Source organism: Pedobacter changchengzhani (genome assembly GCF_004354365.1).
Classification (GTDB): Bacteria; Bacteroidota; Bacteroidia; order Sphingobacteriales; family Sphingobacteriaceae; genus Pedobacter; species Pedobacter changchengzhani.
Map to the genome: position 1 here is coordinate 343001 of NZ_SJCY01000003.1, position 21673 is coordinate 364673.

General features: G+C 34.4%; 21 protein-coding genes. 12 read left to right on the forward strand and 9 right to left on the reverse strand.

All coding sequences use genetic code 11. The features are described from left to right. Window positions 1-20: 20 nt before the first annotated feature. The 4 genes from EZJ43_RS06575 to EZJ43_RS06590 form a co-directional block, all read right to left on the reverse strand. Window positions 21-572, reverse strand: a complete 552-nt coding sequence (locus EZJ43_RS06575) for a NifU family protein (protein WP_133261887.1) — start codon at window positions 570-572, stop codon at window positions 21-23. Window positions 573-795: 223 nt separating this feature from the next. Beyond that, complete coding sequence (gene purB / locus EZJ43_RS06580; RefSeq protein WP_133261888.1) at window positions 796-2142, reverse strand: adenylosuccinate lyase; 1347 nt, start codon at window positions 2140-2142, stop codon at window positions 796-798. Between the two features lie 212 nt (window positions 2143-2354). Further along, a complete protein-coding gene (locus tag EZJ43_RS06585; protein WP_133261889.1) occupies window positions 2355-2552 on the reverse strand; it encodes a hypothetical protein in 198 nt (65 codons plus the stop codon). Window positions 2553-2678: 126 nt separating this feature from the next. Continuing rightward, the gene (locus tag EZJ43_RS06590) at window positions 2679-2876 is read right to left on the reverse strand and encodes a hypothetical protein (protein ID WP_133261890.1); all 198 of its coding nucleotides are present in this window, start codon (window positions 2874-2876) and stop codon (window positions 2679-2681) included. A 210-nt stretch (window positions 2877-3086) separates the two neighbouring features. Here EZJ43_RS06590 and EZJ43_RS06595 point away from each other — a divergent pair, with 210 nt between their 5' ends. The 3 genes from EZJ43_RS06595 to EZJ43_RS06605 all read left to right on the forward strand — a co-directional run bounded on the left by EZJ43_RS06595 (window position 3087) and on the right by EZJ43_RS06605 (window position 5547). After that, the gene (locus EZJ43_RS06595) at window positions 3087-3653 is read left to right on the forward strand and encodes an RNA polymerase sigma factor (protein ID WP_133261891.1); all 567 of its coding nucleotides are present in this window, start codon (window positions 3087-3089) and stop codon (window positions 3651-3653) included. A gap of 8 nt (window positions 3654-3661) precedes the next feature. Beyond that, window positions 3662-4759, forward strand: a complete 1098-nt coding sequence (locus EZJ43_RS06600) for a S1C family serine protease (RefSeq protein ID WP_133261892.1) — start codon at window positions 3662-3664, stop codon at window positions 4757-4759. Window positions 4760-4911: 152 nt separating this feature from the next. Continuing rightward, complete coding sequence (locus EZJ43_RS06605; RefSeq protein ID WP_133261893.1) at window positions 4912-5547, forward strand: peroxiredoxin; 636 nt, start codon at window positions 4912-4914, stop codon at window positions 5545-5547. Window positions 5548-5835: 288 nt separating this feature from the next. Here the strand turns inward: EZJ43_RS06605 and EZJ43_RS06610 are convergent, their stop codons facing one another. The 4 genes from EZJ43_RS06610 to EZJ43_RS06625 all read right to left on the reverse strand — a co-directional run bounded on the left by EZJ43_RS06610 (window position 5836) and on the right by EZJ43_RS06625 (window position 9570). Further along, on the reverse strand, window positions 5836-7020 hold the full coding sequence (locus EZJ43_RS06610; protein WP_133261894.1) for a class I SAM-dependent methyltransferase: 1185 nt from the start codon (window positions 7018-7020) through the stop codon (window positions 5836-5838). A 23-nt stretch (window positions 7021-7043) separates the two neighbouring features. Continuing rightward, the gene (locus tag EZJ43_RS06615) at window positions 7044-8318 is read right to left on the reverse strand and encodes an aspartate kinase (RefSeq protein WP_133261895.1); all 1275 of its coding nucleotides are present in this window, start codon (window positions 8316-8318) and stop codon (window positions 7044-7046) included. A 2-nt stretch (window positions 8319-8320) separates the two neighbouring features. Beyond that, window positions 8321-8788, reverse strand: a complete 468-nt coding sequence (locus EZJ43_RS06620; RefSeq protein WP_133261896.1) for a GNAT family N-acetyltransferase — start codon at window positions 8786-8788, stop codon at window positions 8321-8323. Window positions 8789-8889: 101 nt separating this feature from the next. Next, window positions 8890-9570: a YggS family pyridoxal phosphate-dependent enzyme gene (locus EZJ43_RS06625; RefSeq protein WP_133261897.1), complete on the reverse strand. Its 681-nt coding sequence runs from the start codon at window positions 9568-9570 to the stop codon at window positions 8890-8892. Window positions 9571-9640: 70 nt separating this feature from the next. Between EZJ43_RS06625 and EZJ43_RS06630 the strand changes: the two genes are divergently transcribed. From EZJ43_RS06630 to EZJ43_RS17465, 8 genes are all read left to right on the forward strand, one after another. Next, complete coding sequence (locus EZJ43_RS06630; protein WP_133261898.1) at window positions 9641-10306, forward strand: DUF4296 domain-containing protein; 666 nt, start codon at window positions 9641-9643, stop codon at window positions 10304-10306. 2 nt (window positions 10307-10308) lie between these two features. After that, entirely contained in the window at window positions 10309-12681 is a 2373-nt protein-coding gene (locus tag EZJ43_RS06635) for an endonuclease MutS2 (RefSeq protein ID WP_133261899.1), read from the forward strand. A 461-nt stretch (window positions 12682-13142) separates the two neighbouring features. Further along, window positions 13143-13844: a CoA transferase subunit A gene (locus EZJ43_RS06640; protein ID WP_133261900.1), complete on the forward strand. Its 702-nt coding sequence runs from the start codon at window positions 13143-13145 to the stop codon at window positions 13842-13844. A 152-nt stretch (window positions 13845-13996) separates the two neighbouring features. Continuing rightward, window positions 13997-14656 (forward strand): CoA transferase subunit B, encoded by a 660-nt coding sequence (locus EZJ43_RS06645; RefSeq protein ID WP_133261901.1) that lies wholly within the window; start codon window positions 13997-13999, stop codon window positions 14654-14656. 18 nt (window positions 14657-14674) lie between these two features. Further along, complete coding sequence (locus tag EZJ43_RS06650; RefSeq protein ID WP_133261902.1) at window positions 14675-15574, forward strand: DMT family transporter; 900 nt, start codon at window positions 14675-14677, stop codon at window positions 15572-15574. Between the two features lie 374 nt (window positions 15575-15948). After that, window positions 15949-17229 (forward strand): DUF2851 family protein, encoded by a 1281-nt coding sequence (locus tag EZJ43_RS06655; protein WP_133261903.1) that lies wholly within the window; start codon window positions 15949-15951, stop codon window positions 17227-17229. A 56-nt stretch (window positions 17230-17285) separates the two neighbouring features. Continuing rightward, window positions 17286-17501 (forward strand): hypothetical protein, encoded by a 216-nt coding sequence (locus tag EZJ43_RS06660; protein ID WP_133261904.1) that lies wholly within the window; start codon window positions 17286-17288, stop codon window positions 17499-17501. A gap of 126 nt (window positions 17502-17627) precedes the next feature. Next, window positions 17628-17849, forward strand: a complete 222-nt coding sequence (locus EZJ43_RS17465) for a PspC domain-containing protein (protein ID WP_133261905.1) — start codon at window positions 17628-17630, stop codon at window positions 17847-17849. Between the two features lie 234 nt (window positions 17850-18083). On the opposite strand, the gene EZJ43_RS06670 is transcribed toward EZJ43_RS17465, so the two are convergent. Then, window positions 18084-18737, reverse strand: coding sequence for an ankyrin repeat domain-containing protein (locus tag EZJ43_RS06670; RefSeq protein ID WP_133261906.1), 654 nt, complete (start codon window positions 18735-18737; stop codon window positions 18084-18086). 323 nt (window positions 18738-19060) lie between these two features. Between EZJ43_RS06670 and EZJ43_RS06675 the strand changes: the two genes are divergently transcribed. Next, entirely contained in the window at window positions 19061-21655 is a 2595-nt protein-coding gene (locus tag EZJ43_RS06675; RefSeq protein ID WP_133261907.1) for an FtsK/SpoIIIE family DNA translocase, read from the forward strand. The last annotated feature ends 18 nt before the right edge of the window (window positions 21656-21673 follow it).

Consider the following 21673-nt stretch of genomic DNA (forward strand, 5'->3'; position numbering starts at 1 on the left):
TATCAATTAAGAAAAATAAGTTACAAAGATTCTGAAACAACTTCTTTAACCTCAGGAACCATTCTTTGTAATAAATTTTGGATACCTGATTTTAAGGTAATTGTAGAAGAAGGGCAACCACTGCAAGAACCTCTAAGTTCAACCGTAACCACACCTTCATCAAAAGATTTATAGGTAATTGCACCACCGTCTTGCTCAACCGCGGGGCGAACGTAATCGTGCAAAATCTGCTGAATTTTTATCTCGAGTTCTGTGCCTTCAAAACTTGGCGCTTCATCACTCGTTTCTTCTTTAATTTTTAATTCAGATTCTACCGCACCTTTTACAAACTCTTTTAAAATAGCCTCAATATCAGCCCAATCTGCATCTTCGGTTTTAGTAATCGTAACAAAATTGCTCGCAAAAAACACACCGTTTACGAAATTAAACTTGTACAATTCCTTTGCAAATGGAGAAGTTTCTGCACTTTCTTTAGTTGCGTAATCCTCACTGCCGTTTATAAGCAGCTTATTTACCATAAATTTCATGGTTGCTGGATTTGGCGTTTGTTCTGTATATACGTTAATGGTCATCGTCTTTTAATATTATACTACAAAAATAATTAATTCTAATTCTAAATAAGATAAGTCGGTGTCTATTTTAGGTCATTTATAGGAACGATGATTAGAAAGAAGGAGCAAGCCTGCCTGCCGGACAGGCAAGGATTAAAGAACAAAGACTAATTCAGTAATATATTATTATCATTGTTATTTACTACTTACTCTTTGCTTTTTGTTCCTTCTACTTTGCTCTATCTTAGAAAACCCCTGTATAATTAAACGGCGAAATATTTCGAAGTTGACGCTTAATATCATCAGAAACAGCTAAGCCTGTAATAAACTGCGCAATGCTGGCTTCGTTAATTTTAGAATTAGTTCTCGTCAATTCCTTTAAAGCTTCATAAGGATTAGGATAATTTTCTCGGCGTAAAATGGTTTGAATGGCTTCAGCTACTACCGCCCAATTATCGTCTAAATCTGCATGTAACGCATCTTCATTTAAAATAATTTTATTAAGGCCGCGTAAAGTAGAATTAATTGCAATTAAAGTATGCGCCAACGGCACGCCAACATTTCTTAAAACCGTAGAGTCTGTTAAATCTCGTTGTAACCGAGAAATAGGAAGTTTTGCAGCAAAAAACTCGAACAAAGCGTTTGCAATGCCCGCGTTTCCTTCAGCATTTTCAAAATCAATTGGGTTTACTTTATGTGGCATAGCCGATGAGCCAATTTCGCCTGCTTTAATTTTCTGCTTAAAATAGTTTTTAGAAATGTAAGTCCAAATATCTCTATCTAAATCTATAATGATATTATTGATTCTTTTCAAAGCATCACATTGTGCTGCAAATTGATCGTAATGTTCTATCTGCGTAGTATGTTGAGCCCGCGTTAAACCCAAAGTGCTGTTCACAAATTGGTTTGAAAAATCTATCCAATTAACTTCTGGATACGCAATATGGTGCGCATTAAAATTTCCGGTGGCACCACCAAATTTAGCGCTGTTCGGTATTTGCTTCAATGCATTTAACTGAATGCTTAATCGCTCAGCAAAAACTAAAAACTCTTTACCTAGTTTTGTAGGAGATGCAGGTTGACCGTGCGTAAACGCCAGCATCGGAATGTCTTTCCAATCGGTAGCAAGCGTATTTATTTTTTCTATTAAAGATGATATGGCTGGATAGTAACTTTCGTTAAGTGCTAGTTTGATGGAATAAGGTATAGCCGTATTATTTATGTCTTGAGAAGTTAATCCGAAGTGAATAAATTCTTTATAATGATGTAATGCTAAGCTGTCGAATTTATTTTTGATAAAATATTCAACTGCTTTAACATCATGATTGGTAATCTTCTCAGTTTCTTTTATCTCAAGAGCATCTGCCTCAGTAAAGTTTTCGTGTATTTTACGAAGCTCGCTGTATAATTTTTTGTCAAAATTTTCTAAGCCAGGTAAATTAATCTCGCAAAGCGCGATAAAATATTCAATTTCAACAAAAACACGGTATTTTATTAATGCTTGCTCTGAAAAATAGTTCGATAAGGGCTCAGTAGTTTTTCTATAACGGCCATCAACAGGAGAAATGGCTTGTAACGATGTTAAATTCATTTTGCAAATTATATTTGCTCGCAAATTTACTATAATTGATGGATTTAACAGTTTATAAGTTCAAAGTTTTGTTTTGATATTATCTTGAGGCTGTTTTTTAAAGCTTTAACAGGTGCTTTGCAATAAAAAAGGAATATTAGAATAAATTATCAATATAAAAAAAGGCCTTGAAAATTAATTCAAGGCCTTTTTTAATGCTGTTTAAAAACAGATTATTTTGTTTTAACAACTGTATCAGTTTTAACAACTGTATCTTTCATTGTAGTATCAGCTTTGATAGTAGTATCAGCTTTTACAGTAGTGTCAGTTCCGATAGTATCTTTACCAGTACCTTTTTTTTCTGAATTACAAGCTGCGAAAGTTAAAGATAAAGCTAAGGCTAAGAAACCTAATTTGAATGCATTTTTCATGTTTGAATTTTTTTTAATTAATTAATTTACACCATTAATACCAAAGAGTTAAAAAGGTAACCCACTAAATAAAAAAAAAGCCTCGAAAAAAATTCCGAAGCTTTTTATAACGCTGTTTAAAACAGATTATTTTTTAACAACAGTAGTATCAGTTTTAACAACTGTATCTTTCATTGTAGTATCAGCTTTGATAGTAGTATCAGCTTTTACAGTAGTATCAGTTCCGATAGTATCTTTACCAGTACCTTTTTTTTCTGAATTACAAGCTGCGAAAGTTAAAGATAAAGCTAAGGCTAAGAAACCTAATTTAAATGCATTTTTCATGTTTGAATTTTTTTAAAGTAATTAATTAATTTACACACTTAATACCTACAATTGCAAAAGGTAACCCAACCTTTTTAAAAAAAATCAAAAATATTTATTTCCATTAAATGGGTTACCCTTTACATGTTAAATGTATTAACCAATTGATTATATAAAAAAAGATTTTTTGTCTAATATTGGGTTACTATTTACAAAAAAAAGTATTAATTGGTGAGTAAGCGTTTAAACAGTTCATTTCCAACAGATAGAGAAGTTGTTTTAGGTATTCTAAATAACTCAGAAGACGTACTTAATAAATTATATAAGGCATATTTTGCAATGGTGTTGCAGTTTATACTCAATAATAATGGTAATGAGGATGATGCAAAAGATGTGTATCAAGAAGGTATCATTATATTATATAATAAAATTAAAGCCGGAGATTTTGAATTAAGTAGTAAGCTTAAGACGTATATATATTCGGTTTGCAGGCGTATTTGGCTTAAAAAATTAGCCCATAACAGTAAAAAAGCAGGCAATATAACCGATTATGAGGATGTTTTTGTTGTGGAGGAGGATGTAGAAGAGCATCAAGAAAAAGATTTGCAATTTGTAAAGATGCAAACTGCACTCGATCACTTAGGCGAGCCTTGTAAAACGATTATTCAAGATTTTTATATTCACAGTTTATCAATGCAGGATATTTGTGAAAAGTTTGGCTACACCAATACCGATAACGCCAAAACTCAAAAGTATAAGTGCCTGCAAAGATTAAAGAAAATATTTTTTCAACCATAATAATTGAAATGAGGAACGATTTAGAGTTAGATGCAATTATTGAAGATTATCTTTTAGGTAAACTTAGTGCACAAGAAATCGAAGCATTTGAAAAGCTTCGTCTTAATGATGCTGCGATAGACCATAAAGTGGTTTCACATAAATTTTTCATGCAATTTATTGAGTCTTATGCTGCACAATCAAATTTAAAAGAAAAGCTTAACCACATTCATAACGAGATAGATGTAGAAACCTTGGCGTCATCATTAAGGCCACATTCATCTAAAATTGTGCAAATATGGCGCAAAAACAAATCGCTTATTGCAGTCGCTGCTTCATTTATCGTACTTTCTCTAGTTTCAATTTATTCCATTCAACATACTAGTCAGCAAGTAGATCGCTATTTGCAGTTGGGTAAAAAAGTAGATAATATCGAAAAATCGCAAAGTAATCTAATCAGAAATATTAAATCGAATAATGTAAAAGTACCTACAAAGGTTTCTCCAACTAATTTTGGCGGTACTGGATTTGCGATATCTGCGAATGGTTATATTTTAACAAACCTGCATGTTATAAACAAAGCCGATTCTATTTATATTCAAAATAGTAAAGGAGATTCGTTTAAAGTTAAAACCGTTTATACCGATTCTCAGAACGATATTGCAATACTTAAAATAAGCGATCCAAATTTCACATCGTTAGCTTCTTTACCATATACGATAAAAAGTAGTACAACTGATATTGGAGAAAATGTTTATACCTTGGGTTATCCAAAAGATGATGCGGTTTTAGGAGATGGTTATATCAGTTCTAAAAATGGTTTTAGCGGAGATACAACGCAGTATCAAATATCTATACCGGTAAATCCAGGCAATAGTGGGGGCCCTTTATTGGATAATAATGGTAATCTGGTTGGGATTATAAGTGGTAAAGAAACGAAAGTTGAAGGTGCTGCATTCGCAATAAAATCTAAATACATTTTAGATGCGATGCGCGCAATTCCTCAAGATTCTCTTGGTAAAAAAATAACAGCGAATAAAAAAAGTATGTTGGCTGGCTTAAAGCGTACGCAACAAATTCAAAAATTGCAGAACTATGTATTTATGATAAAAGTTTATCACGATTAAACTTTAGCAAAGCAGATAAAATAATAAAACCTCGCAACTAAATACTGCGAGGTTTTTTGTTTATTATATGATTTTAATTTTACATTAAATCTATGTGTTTTATATACTATTGCTTAAATTTGTTTACAACATAAATTTAAAAACATAATATTATGAGTTTAAGATTAGGCGATGATGCCCCAAACTTTCAAGCAGATACTTCTATCGGTAAAATTGATTTTTATGATTATTTAGGCGATAGTTGGGGAGTTCTTTTTTCGCATCCAGCAGATTATACCCCTGTTTGCACAACCGAATTAGGTAGAACAGCTGCTTTAAAAGGCGAATTTGATAAAAGAAATGTTAAAGTTTTGGCTTTAAGTGTAGATTCTGCAGAATCACATTTGGGTTGGATTAATGATATTAATGAAACACAAAATACAACAGTTGAGTTTCCAATTATTGCTGATCCAGATCGCGTTGTTTCTGGTTTGTATGATATGATTCATCCAAATGCTTCTGCAACGTTAACTGTACGCTCATTGTTTGTTATTAGTCCCGATAAAAAAGTGAAACTGATTATTACTTATCCTGCTTCTACAGGTCGTAATTTTAATGAAGTTTTACGCGTAATTGATTCATTGCAATTGACAGCAGATTATAGCGTGGCAACGCCTGCAGATTGGCAAGATGGAGAAGATGTAGTGGTTGGCGGTAATATTAAAACGGAAGATATTCCAGAAAAATTCCCTAAAGGGCATAAAATTATCAAACCATATCTTCGTATGACCCCTCAACCAAATAAGTAATTTTTTTTAGGTTTTCCCACCTAATAGGCCTTTCAAATTAATTTTGAAGGGCTTTTTTGCGAAGTAAGGATTGGCAGGGAAGAGATATTAGCAAAGTAACTAAAGAAGTCAAGTTTTTAAAACTTGACTTCTTTGGATGTTGACTATTAATAATCTACGATATTGGATGAACAAATATTTTTTGTTAGCTCACTAAGTTCAGCAAAGTTACTAAAGAAGTCAAGTTTTTAAAACTTGACTTCTTTGAATTTAAACTCCAAACAAAATTATCTTAGTTAGAAATCATCCCTAATAATATTGGCAAATTCTTCCTTTTATCACAATGTTTTCATCATTTGCCACCTTAGTAAAAATTAAAAATGCTTCCTTATCTGGCTTTATTTTATACTTTTTTACTAAGTCTTCAGCTTTCGCTGGATAATTTCTGACAACAACATTTCCGATTAAATTTTCTGCACGCTTTAAATCTCGGGCGCTTAAAATTTCTTCGATTTTATAAATCCTACCGGGAAAGTAGGCGTTAAAATCAGATGAGCTATAAAGCTGGGTTTGTGGATGAAGTTTTAATAAATTATAGCGCTGGCCGATTAAATCAAAAGCGCCCGATTTTAAAAGTGCTACATCAGGTTCATACAAATAATCATTAACCTTAATTTCAGTCGCAAATTGTGTGTTTACTTGGCTTTCGCGTTTTGTAAAACTAAAGCTTTTATCTTCGTTATTTAAAGTTGATGCCGTTATTTTCAGTTCTCCAACATAATCTTTGTCAATGATCCAAAGTAATTCTTTACACTCATTTTTTATACTTACAATATGAATTTCACTTACATTTTCAAGTGCTAATAATCCAGCCGTAATATCGAGCAATGGAGCCGTTTTAATAATAATTCTTTTACATTTTGTAAGTAAAAAATCCAAATTGCTTACCACATCTGGCGTACAGTCTTTAAGCATAAAAACTTTTCCTTTTTCTGCTCTCCTGGCTGGATCTACGTAAATGGTATCGTAAAAAACGGAACTATTTTTTATAAATGCTAATCCATCTCCAGCAAAAAAAGCGATATTTTGACTTCCTAAAATGTTTGCATTATGTGCGGTTATTGCAGCTAATTCGGTGTTTATTTCGCAGTGTGTTACTTCGTTTATTTGTTTAGCAAAATAATACGCATCAATGCCGAATCCGCCGGTAATATCAATTAAACTGTTTCCTATGGCTAATTTAGACTTGTAATTTGCTGTAATTTCAGAAGAAGTTTGCTCAATTGATAGGGTAGAAGGATAATAAATATTTGGCGTATTAAACCAAGTCGGCAACTTTTTTTCAGATTTTTTTTTTGCGCCAATTTGGTTTGCCAGTTCGGCTGGAGTAATATCCCCGAACGGACTTTTAGATAAAGCAATGTGGCTTACATCAGTATTTAAGTTTTCGTTGATGTATTTTTGTATCGCTTTATCTAAAATGTTTTTATTCATGCCAAAATTTTGTGCGCTGTAGATTAGGTGTTTAGCGGTTTATTCTTCATTACAATTTGGCAAGTATGGCGACTTTTAACCTCTAGTAAAATATCCTTATTAACCGTTACCCGATCTATAGTTTTTTGATTATAATATCTAATGGTTACCAGTTCTAAGTTTTTATTGTATTTAATGTTAAATTCATCGTCCAAATCGGCAATTAATTTTTCGAGCTTTATTGGGTCATCATCAACACTTACCGAAAAGCTAATTGCAGAATTTAGCATGGTGTTTATTTTGATTTTATGTTTATGGAATAGTTCGAAAATAAAACTCAAATTTTCCTCAATAATAAACGAATAATCTTTCGGTAGAATAGAAATTAGCGCTTGGTTAACTTTAAAAATAAACGATGGGATAGGTATTGGATTACTATCTTTTGTTATTGCTGTTCCGCTACCCTCGGGTTGCAAGAATGAACGCACATATAAAGGTATATTCTTATTTTGAAGTGGTTTAATTGTTTTTGGATGAATTACAGTTGCACCATAGTATGTTAACTCAATTGCATCATGGTAAGATAATTGTTCGATTTTCTCGGTTTCATCAAACCATTTCGGATCGGCATTTAAAACCCCGGGTACATCTTTCCAAATGGTTAAAGCGTTTGCATTTAAGCACGAAGCAAATATAGCAGCCGAATAATCTGATCCTTCTCTGCCTAAAGTAGTGGTGTAATTTTCGCTGGTGTTACCAATAAAACCCTGTGTAACAATTATATTTTCACGCATTAATGGCAATAAATCTCTTGCGATTATTTGTTGCGTTTTTTCCCAATCTACTTTTCCCTCGCGATAAGTATTATCCGTTTGAATATAGTTTCTAGCGTCTGCCCACAAGGTTTTGTTACCAACTTCATTAAGCCAGGCTGCAACAATTTTTGTTGACACAACTTCGCCGATTGATACAATTTGATCGTAGATATAGTCGGGATTTTGATCTGGTACTTCTTCAATTAACCAATCAATCTCTACAAAAGTATTGGCAACATCATCGTAAATTTTTTGGCTTTTTTCGCCAAAAAGGTTTTCTATAATATTAAAGTGAAAGTTTTTAATCTCGTCGAAAATTTCATGTGTATTTTCTTTGTGCGATAAATATGCTTCTGTAAGTTCTTCGAGCTTATTTGTAATTTTGCCCATTGCAGAAATAACGATTAAGAGTTCGTCTTTTTTATAATCGCGAACGATGTTGGCCAAGTTTTTAACGCCATCAGCATCTTTTACAGATGCACCTCCAAACTTAAAAATATCCATTATTAAAATTGATTAACCTGTTCTTTAGAAAAACCAGCGTTTAACCAGCCACTTTCTAAATGTGCATTATATTTGTTGTAAAAATTTATCGCAGGCTCGTTCCAGTCTAAAACCTGCCAAACCATGCCATTATAGTTTCCTGATCTTGATTCGTCTATCACCTTTTCAAAAAGGATTTTACCAATGCCTGTTCCTCGGCATTCTTCTGTTACTATAAAATCTTCTAAATAAAGTCGGTTGCCTTTCCATGTAGAATATCGGGTATAAAACAGCGCAAAACCGACAATTTTCTCGTCCAATTCGGCAACAAAGGCTTTCCAAATGGGGTTAATACCGAAACCAGCATCAATAAATTCGTCGAGAGTTACCGTTACTTCTTGTGGTGCACGTTCGTATTCAGCCAATTCGTGTATTAACACTAATAATCTAGGGCAATCATCCGCGGTAGCTACTCTTATATTTAAATTCATTTGTTAATGATTATTAGTTTTTTGGTTGGTCGTTGCTCATTTGTCGAAAAACGATGGACGAAAGACGACTATCCTTGCGCCTTAATCTCTCTTTGACGTTCCTACTCTTTGCTCTTCGTTCTTTTGCCAAAAATACTACTTCCAATCCGAACCATGGTACTTCCTTCTTCTATTGCAATTTTATAATCGGCACTCATGCCCGATGATATTTCTTTAAAAGCTTCATCTTTTCTAAAAAAGCTAAGTTTAATTCCCTCAAAAAAGATTTTAAGCTCATTAAATTCGACTTTTATTTGTTTTTCGTTTTGCGTATTCGTTGCAATACCCATTAAACCTACAATTTTAATGTTTTTTAATAATTCAAACTCTTCTGAACGGAGAAGCTCGATTATTTCATCAAAACCCAAACCAAACTTAGTATCTTCATCTGCAATATAAACCTGTAACAAACAATCTATAACCCGTTCATTTTTTAAAGCTTGTTTATTAATTTCTTGCAAAAGTTTTAAACTATCAACACTGTGAATAAGCTTTACAAACGGCGCAATGTATTTTACCTTGTTGGTTTGTAAGTGTCCAATTAAATGCCATTCAATATCCTTAGGTAGTTTTTCGTGCTTATCTACCATTTCCTGTACTTGGTTTTCGCCAAAAATACGCTGGCCGGCATTGTAGGCTTCCATTAAAGATTCTATCGGTTGAGTTTTCGAAACCGTAATTAACTTTAGCCCCAAAGGCTCAACTTCAGTTTTATATTTTTTTAGATTATCAGCTATGCTCATTTATAACTATTTTTGGTAAAATTAATAACCTTGTTGTAATATGGGGCAAAAAATAATATTTTAATTACGAATGAAGAGAATAATATGGATTTTGATACTTGCAGGACTATGGTTTGGTTGCAAACCTGGTGTTCCTTCGGCTATTATCCGTCCTGATAAAATGGAAAAAGTTTTATATGATATTCACATTGCGGATGGGTTTATATCTACGGTTCCGAATGTTGATTCTGCAAAAAAAGTTGGCTCGACGTATTACAATGGAATTTACAAAAAATTTGAAATAGATTCTGCTGTTTATGCTAGGAGCATGGATTACTACTATGATCATCCCGAATTAATGGCTGTGATGTACAAGTCTATTTCTGCAAAACTTAAAAATGAAATGTCGGCAATTCAAAAAACCGATTCGTTAATCAATGCTAAGGCAATTAAGGTACAACTTGCAATTAAAGATCGGGCAATTGATTCGGTCTCTATAAACGAAACCTACACCATTAATCGGGCAGAAAGGATGTTGTTCTTAGAGAGATACAATGATATATATGCTAAAACGGCAATAATTTTTAACGTGCTTAACATTCAAAAAAATAAACCAAAAGTAAGTAAAGTAGAGCCAGAACCTAAACCTGTTGTCGATAGTTTGGGCGTTCCAGATCATTTATTGATGAATAAAGGTAAATTTAAATCAAGAAAATTACCGTTACCTATCCAGGCCAAGCCTTTGAAGATAAAATAGTTATGTTATACCCTGAAAATTGTTTAGAGCGTTTAGGATTTGTAGAGATTAAGCAATTGATCAGTAAGCATTGTTTAAGTACAATGGGGCAAACTATGGTTCAAAAAATGCAAGTAATTAATCGGTTTGATCAGATTGATAAATTTCTGCGCCAAACCAACGAGTTTAAAAGCATTATCGAGAACCAAGAACCGCTGCAAATAAACTCGTTTTTCGATATAAAATCTCTGGTGGAAAAAATTAGGGTAGAAGGTACTTATTTGCTAGAGGATGAATGGTTTCAGGTTTATACCTCTTTGCAAACCGTATTTTCTGTCCTTCGTTTTTTCGAAGAACGCGCAGAAACCTACCCCACTTTAGAAGCTTTATTTGAACATTTACCGATAGAGAAAAACATTCTTCGTAAAATAGAAACCGTTATCGATGCGAAGGGCAAAATGAAACCCAATGCATCAAAAGAACTTCAAGAAATTACCAGTGCCATTGCTAAAACCGAGCAAGATGTGCGCAAGCGGATGGATTCTATTTATAAACAAGCGGTTGCAAATAATTGGGTTGCCGATGGAAGTTTAACCATTAGAGATGGTAGAATGTGTATCCCTGTTTTGGCAGAAAATAAGCGTAAACTGAAAGGATTTATTCACGACGAATCATCAACCGGACAAACCGTTTATATTGAGCCTGAAGAAGTATTTACGCTAAACAATAAGCTGCGCGATTTAGAATTTGACAAAAGGAGAGAAACCATAAAAATTTTAATTGCCTTAACTTCAGATCTTCGCCCTTTTTCTCCTTTATTATTATCTTATCACGGTTTTTTAACAAAGCTAGACTTTGTGCGTGCAAAAGCTTTATTTGCGATAGATATTGAAGCCGAAATGCCGATTTTGCTTAAAGAACCAAAAACGAGGTTGGTTAATGCGAGGCATCCACTTTTGTCGCTTTCTTTGTTGGTAGAGAAGAAGAGTGTAACGCCTTTAAATATTTATATCGATACCGAAACTCGTATTGTATTGGTGTCAGGGCCGAATGCAGGTGGAAAATCTGTGTGCATGAAAACGGTTGGTTTATTGCAAATTATGTTGCAAACAGGTTTGTTAATTCCTGTTGATGAAAGGAGCGAAGTTGGAATTTTTGAAAACATTTTTGCTGATATTGGCGATGACCAATCGATCGAAAGTGATTTAAGTACGTATAGCGCTCACTTAACTAAAATGCGGTATTTTGTAGAGCATGCATCGCCAAAAACATTGGTACTTATTGATGAATTTGGCACAGGAACCGACCCGCAGTTTGGTGGGCCAATGGCCGAAGCGGTTTTAGAGGTGTTAAATAATAAGAAAGTTAGGGGCGTAATTACCACCCACTATTCCAATCTTAAACTTTTTGCGGGTAATACGCCTGGTTTAGAAAATGCATCTATGCTTTTTGATAATTCCAAAATGAAGCCTCTTTATATTTTAGAAATGGGTAAACCCGGAAGTTCTTACGCCTTTGAAATTGCCCAAAATATTGGTTTGCCAAAAGAGGTTATTGAATTGGCTCGGCAAAAAACTGGTTCCAATCAAAACCGTGTAGATACCATGTTGGTTGATTTAGAACGCGAAAAGAAAAACGTTTACGATACAAAAGTGAGTTTGGCAAACCAACAAAATAAAGCTAAAAATCTGGTTGCCGAAAATGAGAAGCTTAAACTCTTTTTAGATGAAAATAGAAAGATTTTAATAAAGGAAGCCAAGCAAGAAGCGCAAGCCATTATAAAAAATGCCAATAAGTTAGTAGAAAATACCATTGCCGAAATTAAAGAAAAACAAGCCGACAAGGTGGCGACAAAAGAGTTGAGGCAGAATTTACAAAAGGAACTGGTTAAAAACCATACTCCAATCGAAAAGCCTAAACCACAGCCTGTTGTGTTGGGTGGCGAAATAGAAGTTGGCGACTATGTAAAATTTAACGACAGCGAAACCACGGGTTTGGTATTGGAAATTAACAGGAATGATTTAATTTTAGCCATGGGCGATTTACGCTCGGTCGTAAAGAAAAATAGGGTTCAAAAGATTAGCAATAAGCAAGCGAAGAAAGTAGTGCAAGGTAGTTCTTTCGCGGGGCGGATGAATGATGCTGTTTCTAACTTTAAGCCTGAACTGGATTTAAGGGGAAAACGTACTGAAGATGCACTTTTTGAAGTGGAGAAATATTTAGATAAAGCCGTTATGCTTGGTTTTCCATCTATTAAGCTTATCCACGGTAAAGGTGACGGAATTTTACGGAAAATGATCAGGGAATATTTACGAAAATATAGTCAGGTAAATAGGATGGAAGATGAGCATGCAGATAGGGGCGGAGATGGAATAACGTATGTGTATCTGAATTAAGCGAATTTAAATTTTGATTGGAGTTTTAAACTGATGGTTTTTCCTTGCGTTAGAGATAGGAGCGGCATCCCCCGATTTTTCTTCGGGGATACAGCGGATAGCCCGCCCGAACGCCCAAAAAAGTATTAAAATGAAACTAATTAAAGCTACAAAAAACAACTAAAGTAAATAAAAGACACAATTTATTTCTTACTATTCGGACATTTTTTACAACGCTTGCCCTTTTTGTATTTTTCACAGCATTTCTTATGATCTGCCATGCAACTAAAAATAAATCCAATACCTTTCTGAAATTCCGGATCGGTAGGGATTATTTTCGAACTGTTATTTTCTTTTTCATCAAACATCGCAATACAAAGATAATAGTTATTTAGACTTATTCCAAATAGAATTTTGAAACTTAAGTTTTACTAAGCCTATAGTTTTGTGTATTTTTGAGCACTAACTAAATTATCCATGCTATGATCAATAAAGTTGTTTCTAACGCCGAAGAAGCTATTCGCGATATTGTGGATGGTGTTACCATAATGCTTGGTGGTTTTGGTTTATGTGGCATTCCAGAAAATTGCATTAATGCCTTAGTCAAGAAGAAGATAAAAAATATAACCTGTATATCGAATAATGCTGGTGTAGATGATTTTGGTATTGGCTTATTATTAAAACAGCACCAGGTTAAGAAAATGATTTCCTCTTACGTTGGTGAAAATGCCGAATTTGAACGACAGTTGTTAAGTGGCGAGCTGGAGGTAGAACTTATTCCGCAGGGTACATTGGCCACTCGATGTATGGCCGCAGGTTATGGTATGCCTGCAATTTTTACACCTGCCGGAGTTGGTACCGAGGTTGCCGAAGGTAAGGAAATTAGAAATTTTGATGGTAAAGATTATTTGTTGGAATATGCTTTTAATGCCGATTTTGCATTGGTTAAAGCTTGGAAAGGCGATACCGCGGGTAATTTAATTTTCCGCTCGACAAGCAGAAATTTTAATCCGGTTATGGCTATGGCAGGTAAAATAACCATCGCCGAAGTAGAAGAATTGGTAGAAGCGGGAGCATTAAATCCCGATCATATTCATACACCAGGTATTTATGTTCATCGAATTTTTCAGGGTGAGAATTACGAGAAAAGAATAGAGCAGGTAACAGTGAGGAAAAGGGATTAAGGAGCAAAGACCAAAGAATAAAGATGGGGTTCAAAATCACATCTTGTGTTTTTAGTTTAAAGGATTAATAACATTAAAGAACAATAAATAGGTAAAAAAAATTCAAGCACTACTTTGTGTCTTTTGTGCCTTTGTGGTTAATAAGAATAGAAATGTTGGATAAAGAAGGAATCGCGAAACGAATCGCTAAAGAAATTAAAGATGGTTACTATGTAAACTTAGGTATTGGCATTCCAACTTTGGTGGCAAATTATATTCCAGAAGGTATAAATGTTGTTTTGCAATCTGAAAATGGTTTACTTGGCATGGGGCCTTTTCCTTTTGAAGGCGAAGAAGATGCCGATTTAATTAATGCAGGCAAACAAACCATTACTACGTTGCCTGGGTCTTCGATATTTGATTCTGCAATGAGTTTTGGAATGATTAGGTCTCAAAAAGTAGATTTAACAATTTTGGGCGCAATGGAAGTTTCTGAAAATGGCGATATTGCAAACTGGAAAATCCCCGGTAAAATGGTTAAAGGAATGGGTGGCGCAATGGATTTGGTAGCATCGGCAAAAAATATTATTGTGGCCATGCAACATATCAACAAACATGGAGAAAGCAAGCTTTTGCCGAACTGTACTTTACCTTTAACGGGAATTAAGTGTATTAAAAAAATTGTAACCGAGTTGGCTGTTTTAGATATTTTACCCGAAGGTGGATTTAAACTTTTAGAAAGAGCACCCGGTGTAACTGTAGAATTTATACAGCAATCTACTTTAGGTAAATTAATTGTTGAAGGTGAAATTCCAGAGATGAAATTAGATTAATTTTCGATACATAAAAGAATGAAATCGAAAATAGATGTTAAGCTAATTTTAGCTTTTTTAGGCGTTGCATTAATTTGGGGCACAACCTATTTGGGTATTCGAATCGCCGTTCAAACTATTCCTGCGTGGTATGTTACCGCAATAAGGCAAACCATTGCTTGTTTAGTTATTCTAGTAATTTTAATTAAACAAAATGAATTTAAATGGATTGGATGGTCGAATTTAAAAAGACAGCTGATACTTTCTTTACTAATGGTTGTAATTGCAAATGGGATGACAACTGTGGCCGAGAAGACCATTCCGAGCGGATTAACCTCATTAATAAATTCTTTAACACCCTTGCTAATTTTTATCGGTTGCGTGATAGTTGGTTTGCAAAAAGCGACTTTAAAAGGCATTATTGGTGTCGTAATTGGTTTCTTGGGTGTTGTATTTATTTTTAGAAATGGGATTAGTGATTTGTTTGATGTTGGTTACCGAAATGGCATTATATCCCTTTGTATAGCCGTAACCGGGTGGACGCTTGGTACAATTTATTCTAAAAAGCACAGCGCAAAACCTCAGTATATTTTTCTAAATCTATTTTACCAATTTGCATTTGCAGCGGTTGTACAATTTATCATCGCCTATATTTTTTCTGGTGTGCCACTTGTTGCATCTTGGAGTGCTCATAGTATGTTAGCGATGGTATATTTAGCTGTGTTTGGTTCGGTATTGGGTTTTTTCTGTTATCACTACGCGTTGAAAAGAGCTTCAGCTTCTGATGTTTCCATTTTAACTTATTTTAATACCGTTATCGCCATATTTTTGGGTTGGTTAATACTTAACGAAGAAGTAAGTATTGATTTAATTATTGCTACTGTTTTAATTATTGTAGGGGTTTTTATTACGAATTATAAAAAGCGACAGGTTATTTAAGTTGCTTAACTCTAGTTACGTGTAATCATTTTTCGAATATGGATTTTCTTCCTTTGGTAGCGCATATAAAGCAACTTTTAAAGCAATTAACAGGTTTGTCGTTTGCCTTAGGATTTCCGTTTTCACGGGAATGACGAGCGCTCTAAACCGCATATTCCTTTACTCTCGCGTCCTTCCCGCGTAGGCGGGAATCCTACAAGCAACAGTTAGGTGTTTTTCGCTTTAAATCCTAGTTACACTGGATAGTATTGTAAGAAATAGCCGTGCTTTTTTTGACTTTCACAAAATTATCATACTCTTTTAAATCTTACCTTTAAAAAAGAAGCACAATATTTAAATTTATAACTTAAGGAAATATTTCATTACCTTCAATAATGAATTTTCCGGAAGACTTTCTACATTACGTTTGGCAATTTAAATCGTTTAACTTTAATGATTTAAGAACTTCTGATGGCGCTGAATTAGGTATTGTACATTCGGGATTATGGAATAAAAATTCGGGTCCGGATTTTAACAACGGTAAAGTTAAAATTGGCGAAACGATTTGGGCAGGAAACATCGAAATTCATTTAAAATCGTCTGATTGGATCAAGCATAATCATCAAAACGATAAAGCTTATGAAAATGTAATTCTCCACGTTGTTTACGAAAATGATGTAGATGTACACAGAATTGATGGCACGCTATTGCCTGTTTTAGAGTTGAAAAATAGGATTTCTAATGATCTCGTCGAAAAATATGAAACACTTTTTTTGACACTTAATGATTTTCCTTGTAGCGCTCAAATCGCATCTGTTGATCCATTTATAATCAAATCATTTCTCTCTAGAACTTTAATTGAACGTTTCGAAGAAAAAACGCTCGCGGTTTTAGAAACTTTGGAAGAGCTTAATGGTAATTGGGACGAAACATTTTATCGGTTTCTGGCAAGAAACTTTGGCTTTAAAGTAAATGCCCTGCCCTTCGAGCTTTTTGCGAAAGCAATTCCTCAAAACATTTACGCCAAGCATAAAAATAACCTGTTGCAAATAGAAGCCCTCGTTTTTGGCGCTTCGGGTTTTTTAAAAGATGATTTTAAAGAAGATTATCCAAATCAATTGAAGAAAGAGTTTCAGTTTTTACAACAGAAATATGATATAAAACCCGTAGAAGTTTCCGTTTGGAAGTTTATGCGCATGAGGCCACAAAACTTTCCAACATTACGGTTGGCGCAATTTGCTGCGCTTATCGTTAATTCCAATCATTTGCTCTCTAAAATAATTGAAATAAAGGATGTAAAAGTGCTAAGAAATCTGTTCGAAAACTTACCTGTAAATCCATTTTGGAAAACCCATTATCACTTTAAAAAGGTGGTTGCTGATGTGAGTTTACAAATCGGGAAAACATCTATCGATAATGTTTTGCTCAATACATTCGCGTTATTCCTATTTGCTTATGGTAAGTACAATGGCACGCAAGATTTTATTAATAGAGCGATTCAATTGTTAGAGAGCTTACCGGCAGAAGAAAACGCAATTACGAACAAATTTGTTCAAGCTGGTGTAGTGTTAGAAAATGCTTTTACTTCACAAGGCATTTTACAGTTAAAAAAGCAATATTGTAATCATAAAAAATGTTTATCTTGTGGCATTGGCATTAAAATTATAAAGCAATAACAGCTAAATTATGGTGAATTGCGAAACTTTATGGCAAAAAAATAGTTTAAATAATTATGGAGTTTCCGCACGAATTAAAAGATCTTTTTCCAAACCAAATTGTTGAAGTTAGGGGTAATGCTGATGCATTAACTTTAATTTTGAATAATGAAGTTGACGTTGAAAAATTCAAAAAGACCCTTAAACAAAAGTTTTTTAATTTAGAAGAAAAGATAACGCTGTTTTTAAGGCATGAAGGCAAACAGGATTTTGAAAAATTTATTTTGCAGTAAAATAGAAGGTTTATAAATATCTTTCAAAAATTTGTCGAATATTATTTTTAAATTTAGAAACATTATTTCCAGTAAATTTTTTCTTATAAATATTTGTCTTAAAGGTTATTGTAAAAATTATTCAAGATGTTTCAACGGATTATAACCTACTTCGAGCAACAGAGTTTTGGTGTTTCAACTTATTTGGCGAACAAGCTAAATATGAGCACATCCAAAGTACGGCTATTTTTTATTTATTCGTCATTCTTGGCGGTAGGGTTTCCTATACTTTTCTATTTTTTAGCTGCTATCGTACTAGATATCAGGTCGTATATGAAGAAAATGAGATCAAGGGTTTTTGAGCTTTAACCCCCAACCCCTAAAGGGGAGCTGTGTAGCGTTAATAATTGAGTAAGTTTAGTGAATTTTCATCCGAAGTGCATAAAACACTCGCTATTTCCATCTTCCATTTAACCTCAACTCCTAAAGGGGAGCTGTATAGCGTTAATAACTGAATAAGCTTAGTGAATTTTCATCCGAAGTGCATAAAACACTCGCTATTTCCATCTTGCTTTTAGTTCCCCCTTTAGGGGGCTAGGGGCTTTAATCCACCTGTAAAATCTCTGCTATTTCGTTAAAGCCCTTTTCTGAAGCTAAATCAGCAGGCAATTTTCCGCCTTCCATGCGCAAACTAACATCGGCCCCATGTTCTAGCAACAAAATAATTATTTCGATATTACCCATTTGCGCCGCAGTGTGCAGAGGCGTTAAACCTGCTTTTTGACATACATTAGGATATGCGCCAGCATCTAAAAGCATTTTAGTGATATTTATGTTATTGGCGGCAACAGCCGAATGGATTGGGAAAACATTAAACCCGTTTTTAGATGAAACGTTTACATCAGCACCCTTCAGTACCAAAAAACGAGCTAAATCTTCGTGAGCGAAATAACACGCTAAACCTAAAGGTGTAAACCCATCGTCAGAAAAAGAATTAATTTGATTAGGATGTTGGAAAATTAATAACGTAGCGTCATCAAATTTTCCAACTGCACAAGCTTCAAACAAGGTTAAATGATCGATAAATTCTACAACTATATTCGCAATTTCTTGCTTCTGATAATAACAGGCAAGTAATAACGGCGATATTTTTTGCGACGTAACTTGTTGGGCCAGCGATGGGTTTTGTAATAGGATATCTTTAACAGCCTGTATATTTCCGGCTTCAATCTGTTCTTCGAGCTGCGTAATGTTCATGCTAAAAATCTAGTTTTTAAAATCGTTTCAAATTAGCAATTTATTTATAATAAAAAAATCCCGTTTTGTCGGCTGGACAAAACGGGATAAAACTTAAAAAACTCTTATTTAACTTCTAAACGCAACTACAATGTAGTTTAATAGTCAGACTTACATTTGAAACTTTGGTTTAATTAAGAAAAAATATTTTAAAGATTGTTCAATACCGGTATTTGGGTTACTGTAATAGCTTTTTGCTATTTAATTTGGTGGTGTTGCATAAAACTGGTTATAGATATGAGTATATGTTTTATATTTGCTTACTAATAAACTTACAACAGAAGATGTCGGCAAAGGGTAACCAGTTTAAATCAAATACATTCAAAGAAAGAGGTGAGGAAAATGTAGCGGGAAAATCTACTTCTACTCGTAAACCGAAGGAGAAAAGTGAATATTTGCCTAATTTTGATTTACAAAACGGACGAGCAATTAAAATAGTTGGTTTGTTTTTTATCGTTACTTCACTGTATTTTTTAATTGCTTTTACATCATATTTATTTACTTGGCAAGATGATCAAAGCTATGTAATTGATGCAAATGGTGGATGGCACAATTTTTTTAAAACTGCTGATGAGTTGCGTGAATCGGGTGTAAGCTCGCCAATTGTACAAAATTGGTTGGGTAAATTTGGGGCTTTACTGTCCCATCAATTTATATACGAATGGTTTGGAATAGCATCGTTCTTATTTGTACTTGCTTTTTTCATAATAGGATACCGTTTGCTTTTCAAAGTTAAAATTTTATCCATTTCGAAAACATTGGCTTACAGTTTTTTCTTTTTGTTATTTATCTCTATAACCTTAGGTTTCGCACATGGTTTTATGGGCGAATCGCCACATTATTTAGAGGGAGAGTTTGGTTATTGGACTAATAAATTACTGACGGCACAAGTTGGTGCGGCTGGTGTTGCTGGCATCATCGCGTTCGCCGGTTTAAGTATTTTAATTATCGCCTACAACATCGATTTCAAAATTCCCGAAAGGAAAAAAGAAGTTTACATCGACGCCGAAACGCCCGATTATGTAAATGATATTAGAGAACAGGCAAATAGACAAAAAGTAGCTGATAGCGACACTTCTTCAGCAGATACGCTAACAAAACCGACAAATAATCAGCGCCTAGCGCAAAATGTTGTGTTAACACCTAACCGTTTCGAGCGCGAAGAAGAAGAAACGCAAATCCCTGCTGCAGTAGTTTTATCGCCTTTGGCAGCTAATTTACCAATTGCACCAGTTGTTACGGTTGCGAGTTCTTTGCCTTTAACTGTAGAACCACCTATTGAAGAACCCGAAAAAGAACCTGCCTTTACAATTGAAAAAACCGAAGAAGAAAAGAAATCCGATGATTTGGTAGAACAGTTTGGTAACTATGATGAGAAATTGGATTTGGCGGGTTATAAATATCCAACTATTGATTTATTAGAAAACTACGGAACCAATAAAATTTCGGTAAATGCCGAAGAGTTGGAAGCAAATAAAAATAAAATTGTAGAAACGCTTAACCATTATAATATAGAGATTGATAAGATTAAGGCTACTATTGGCCCAACGGTTACATTATACGAAATTATCCCTGCGCCAGGTGTTCGAATCTCGAAAATTAAAAACTTAGAGGATGATATTGCACTTTCTTTGGCCGCATTAGGTATTCGTATTATCGCACCAATGCCGGGTAAGGGTACAATTGGGATTGAGGTTCCAAATCAACACCCAGAAATGGTGCCCATGCGGAGTATTTTGAATACTGAAAAATGGACCCAAAATACCATGGATTTACCAATAGCTTTAGGTAAAACCATCAGTAACGAGGTATATATTGCAGATTTAGCCAAAATGCCTCACTTATTGGTTGCTGGTGCAACTGGGCAGGGTAAATCGGTGGGTATTAATGCAATTCTAGTTTCGCTATTGTTTAAAAAGCATCCAGCACAGCTGAAATTTGTATTGGTCGATCCTAAAAAAGTAGAACTCACGCTTTTTAATAGAATTGAGCGCCACTTTTTAGCAAAACTTCCTGGTGAAGCTGATGCGATTATTACCGATACCAAAAAAGTAGTAAACACGCTTAATTCGTTATGTATCGAAATGGATCAACGGTACGATTTGTTGAAAGATGCACAAGTAAGAAACTTAAAAGAGTACAACGATAAATTTATCAAGCGCAAGCTTAACCCAAATAATGGCCATCGCTTTTTACCTTTTATTGTTTTAGTGGTAGATGAATTTGCCGATTTAATGATGACCGCTGGTAAAGAAGTAGAAGCACCTATTGCACGTTTAGCACAATTGGCGCGGGCAATTGGTATTCACTTGGTTTTGGCTACGCAGCGTCCATCAGTAAATATTATTACGGGTACTATTAAAGCCAATTTCCCAGCAAGGTTAGCGTTTAGAGTACTTTCGAAAATCGATTCGAGAACAATTTTAGATAGCGGTGGCGCAGATCAATTAATTGGTAGAGGCGATATGCTTTTATCAACCGGTAGCGACTTAATCAGGCTACAGTGTGCTTTTGTTGATACACCTGAGGTAGATCGGATTTCAGAATATATTGGCAATCAACGTGGTTATTCTGATGCCTATCAACTACCAGAATATGTAGATGAAGCTGGTGAGGGAAGTAAAGCAGATTTCGACCCTAACGAACGCGATAAGTTTTTTGAAGATGCGGCCAGATTAATCGTTTTACACCAACAGGGCTCAACTTCGCTTATTCAGCGCAAGCTAAAATTGGGTTATAACAGGGCCGGTAGAATCATCGATCAATTGGAAGCTGCAGGAATTGTTGGGCCGTTTGAAGGCAGTAAAGCAAGAGAAGTTTTATATCCTGATGAATACTCTTTGGAACAGTTCTTGAATAACATGAACAAAAAAGATTAATAGATTAAACCATTGGAT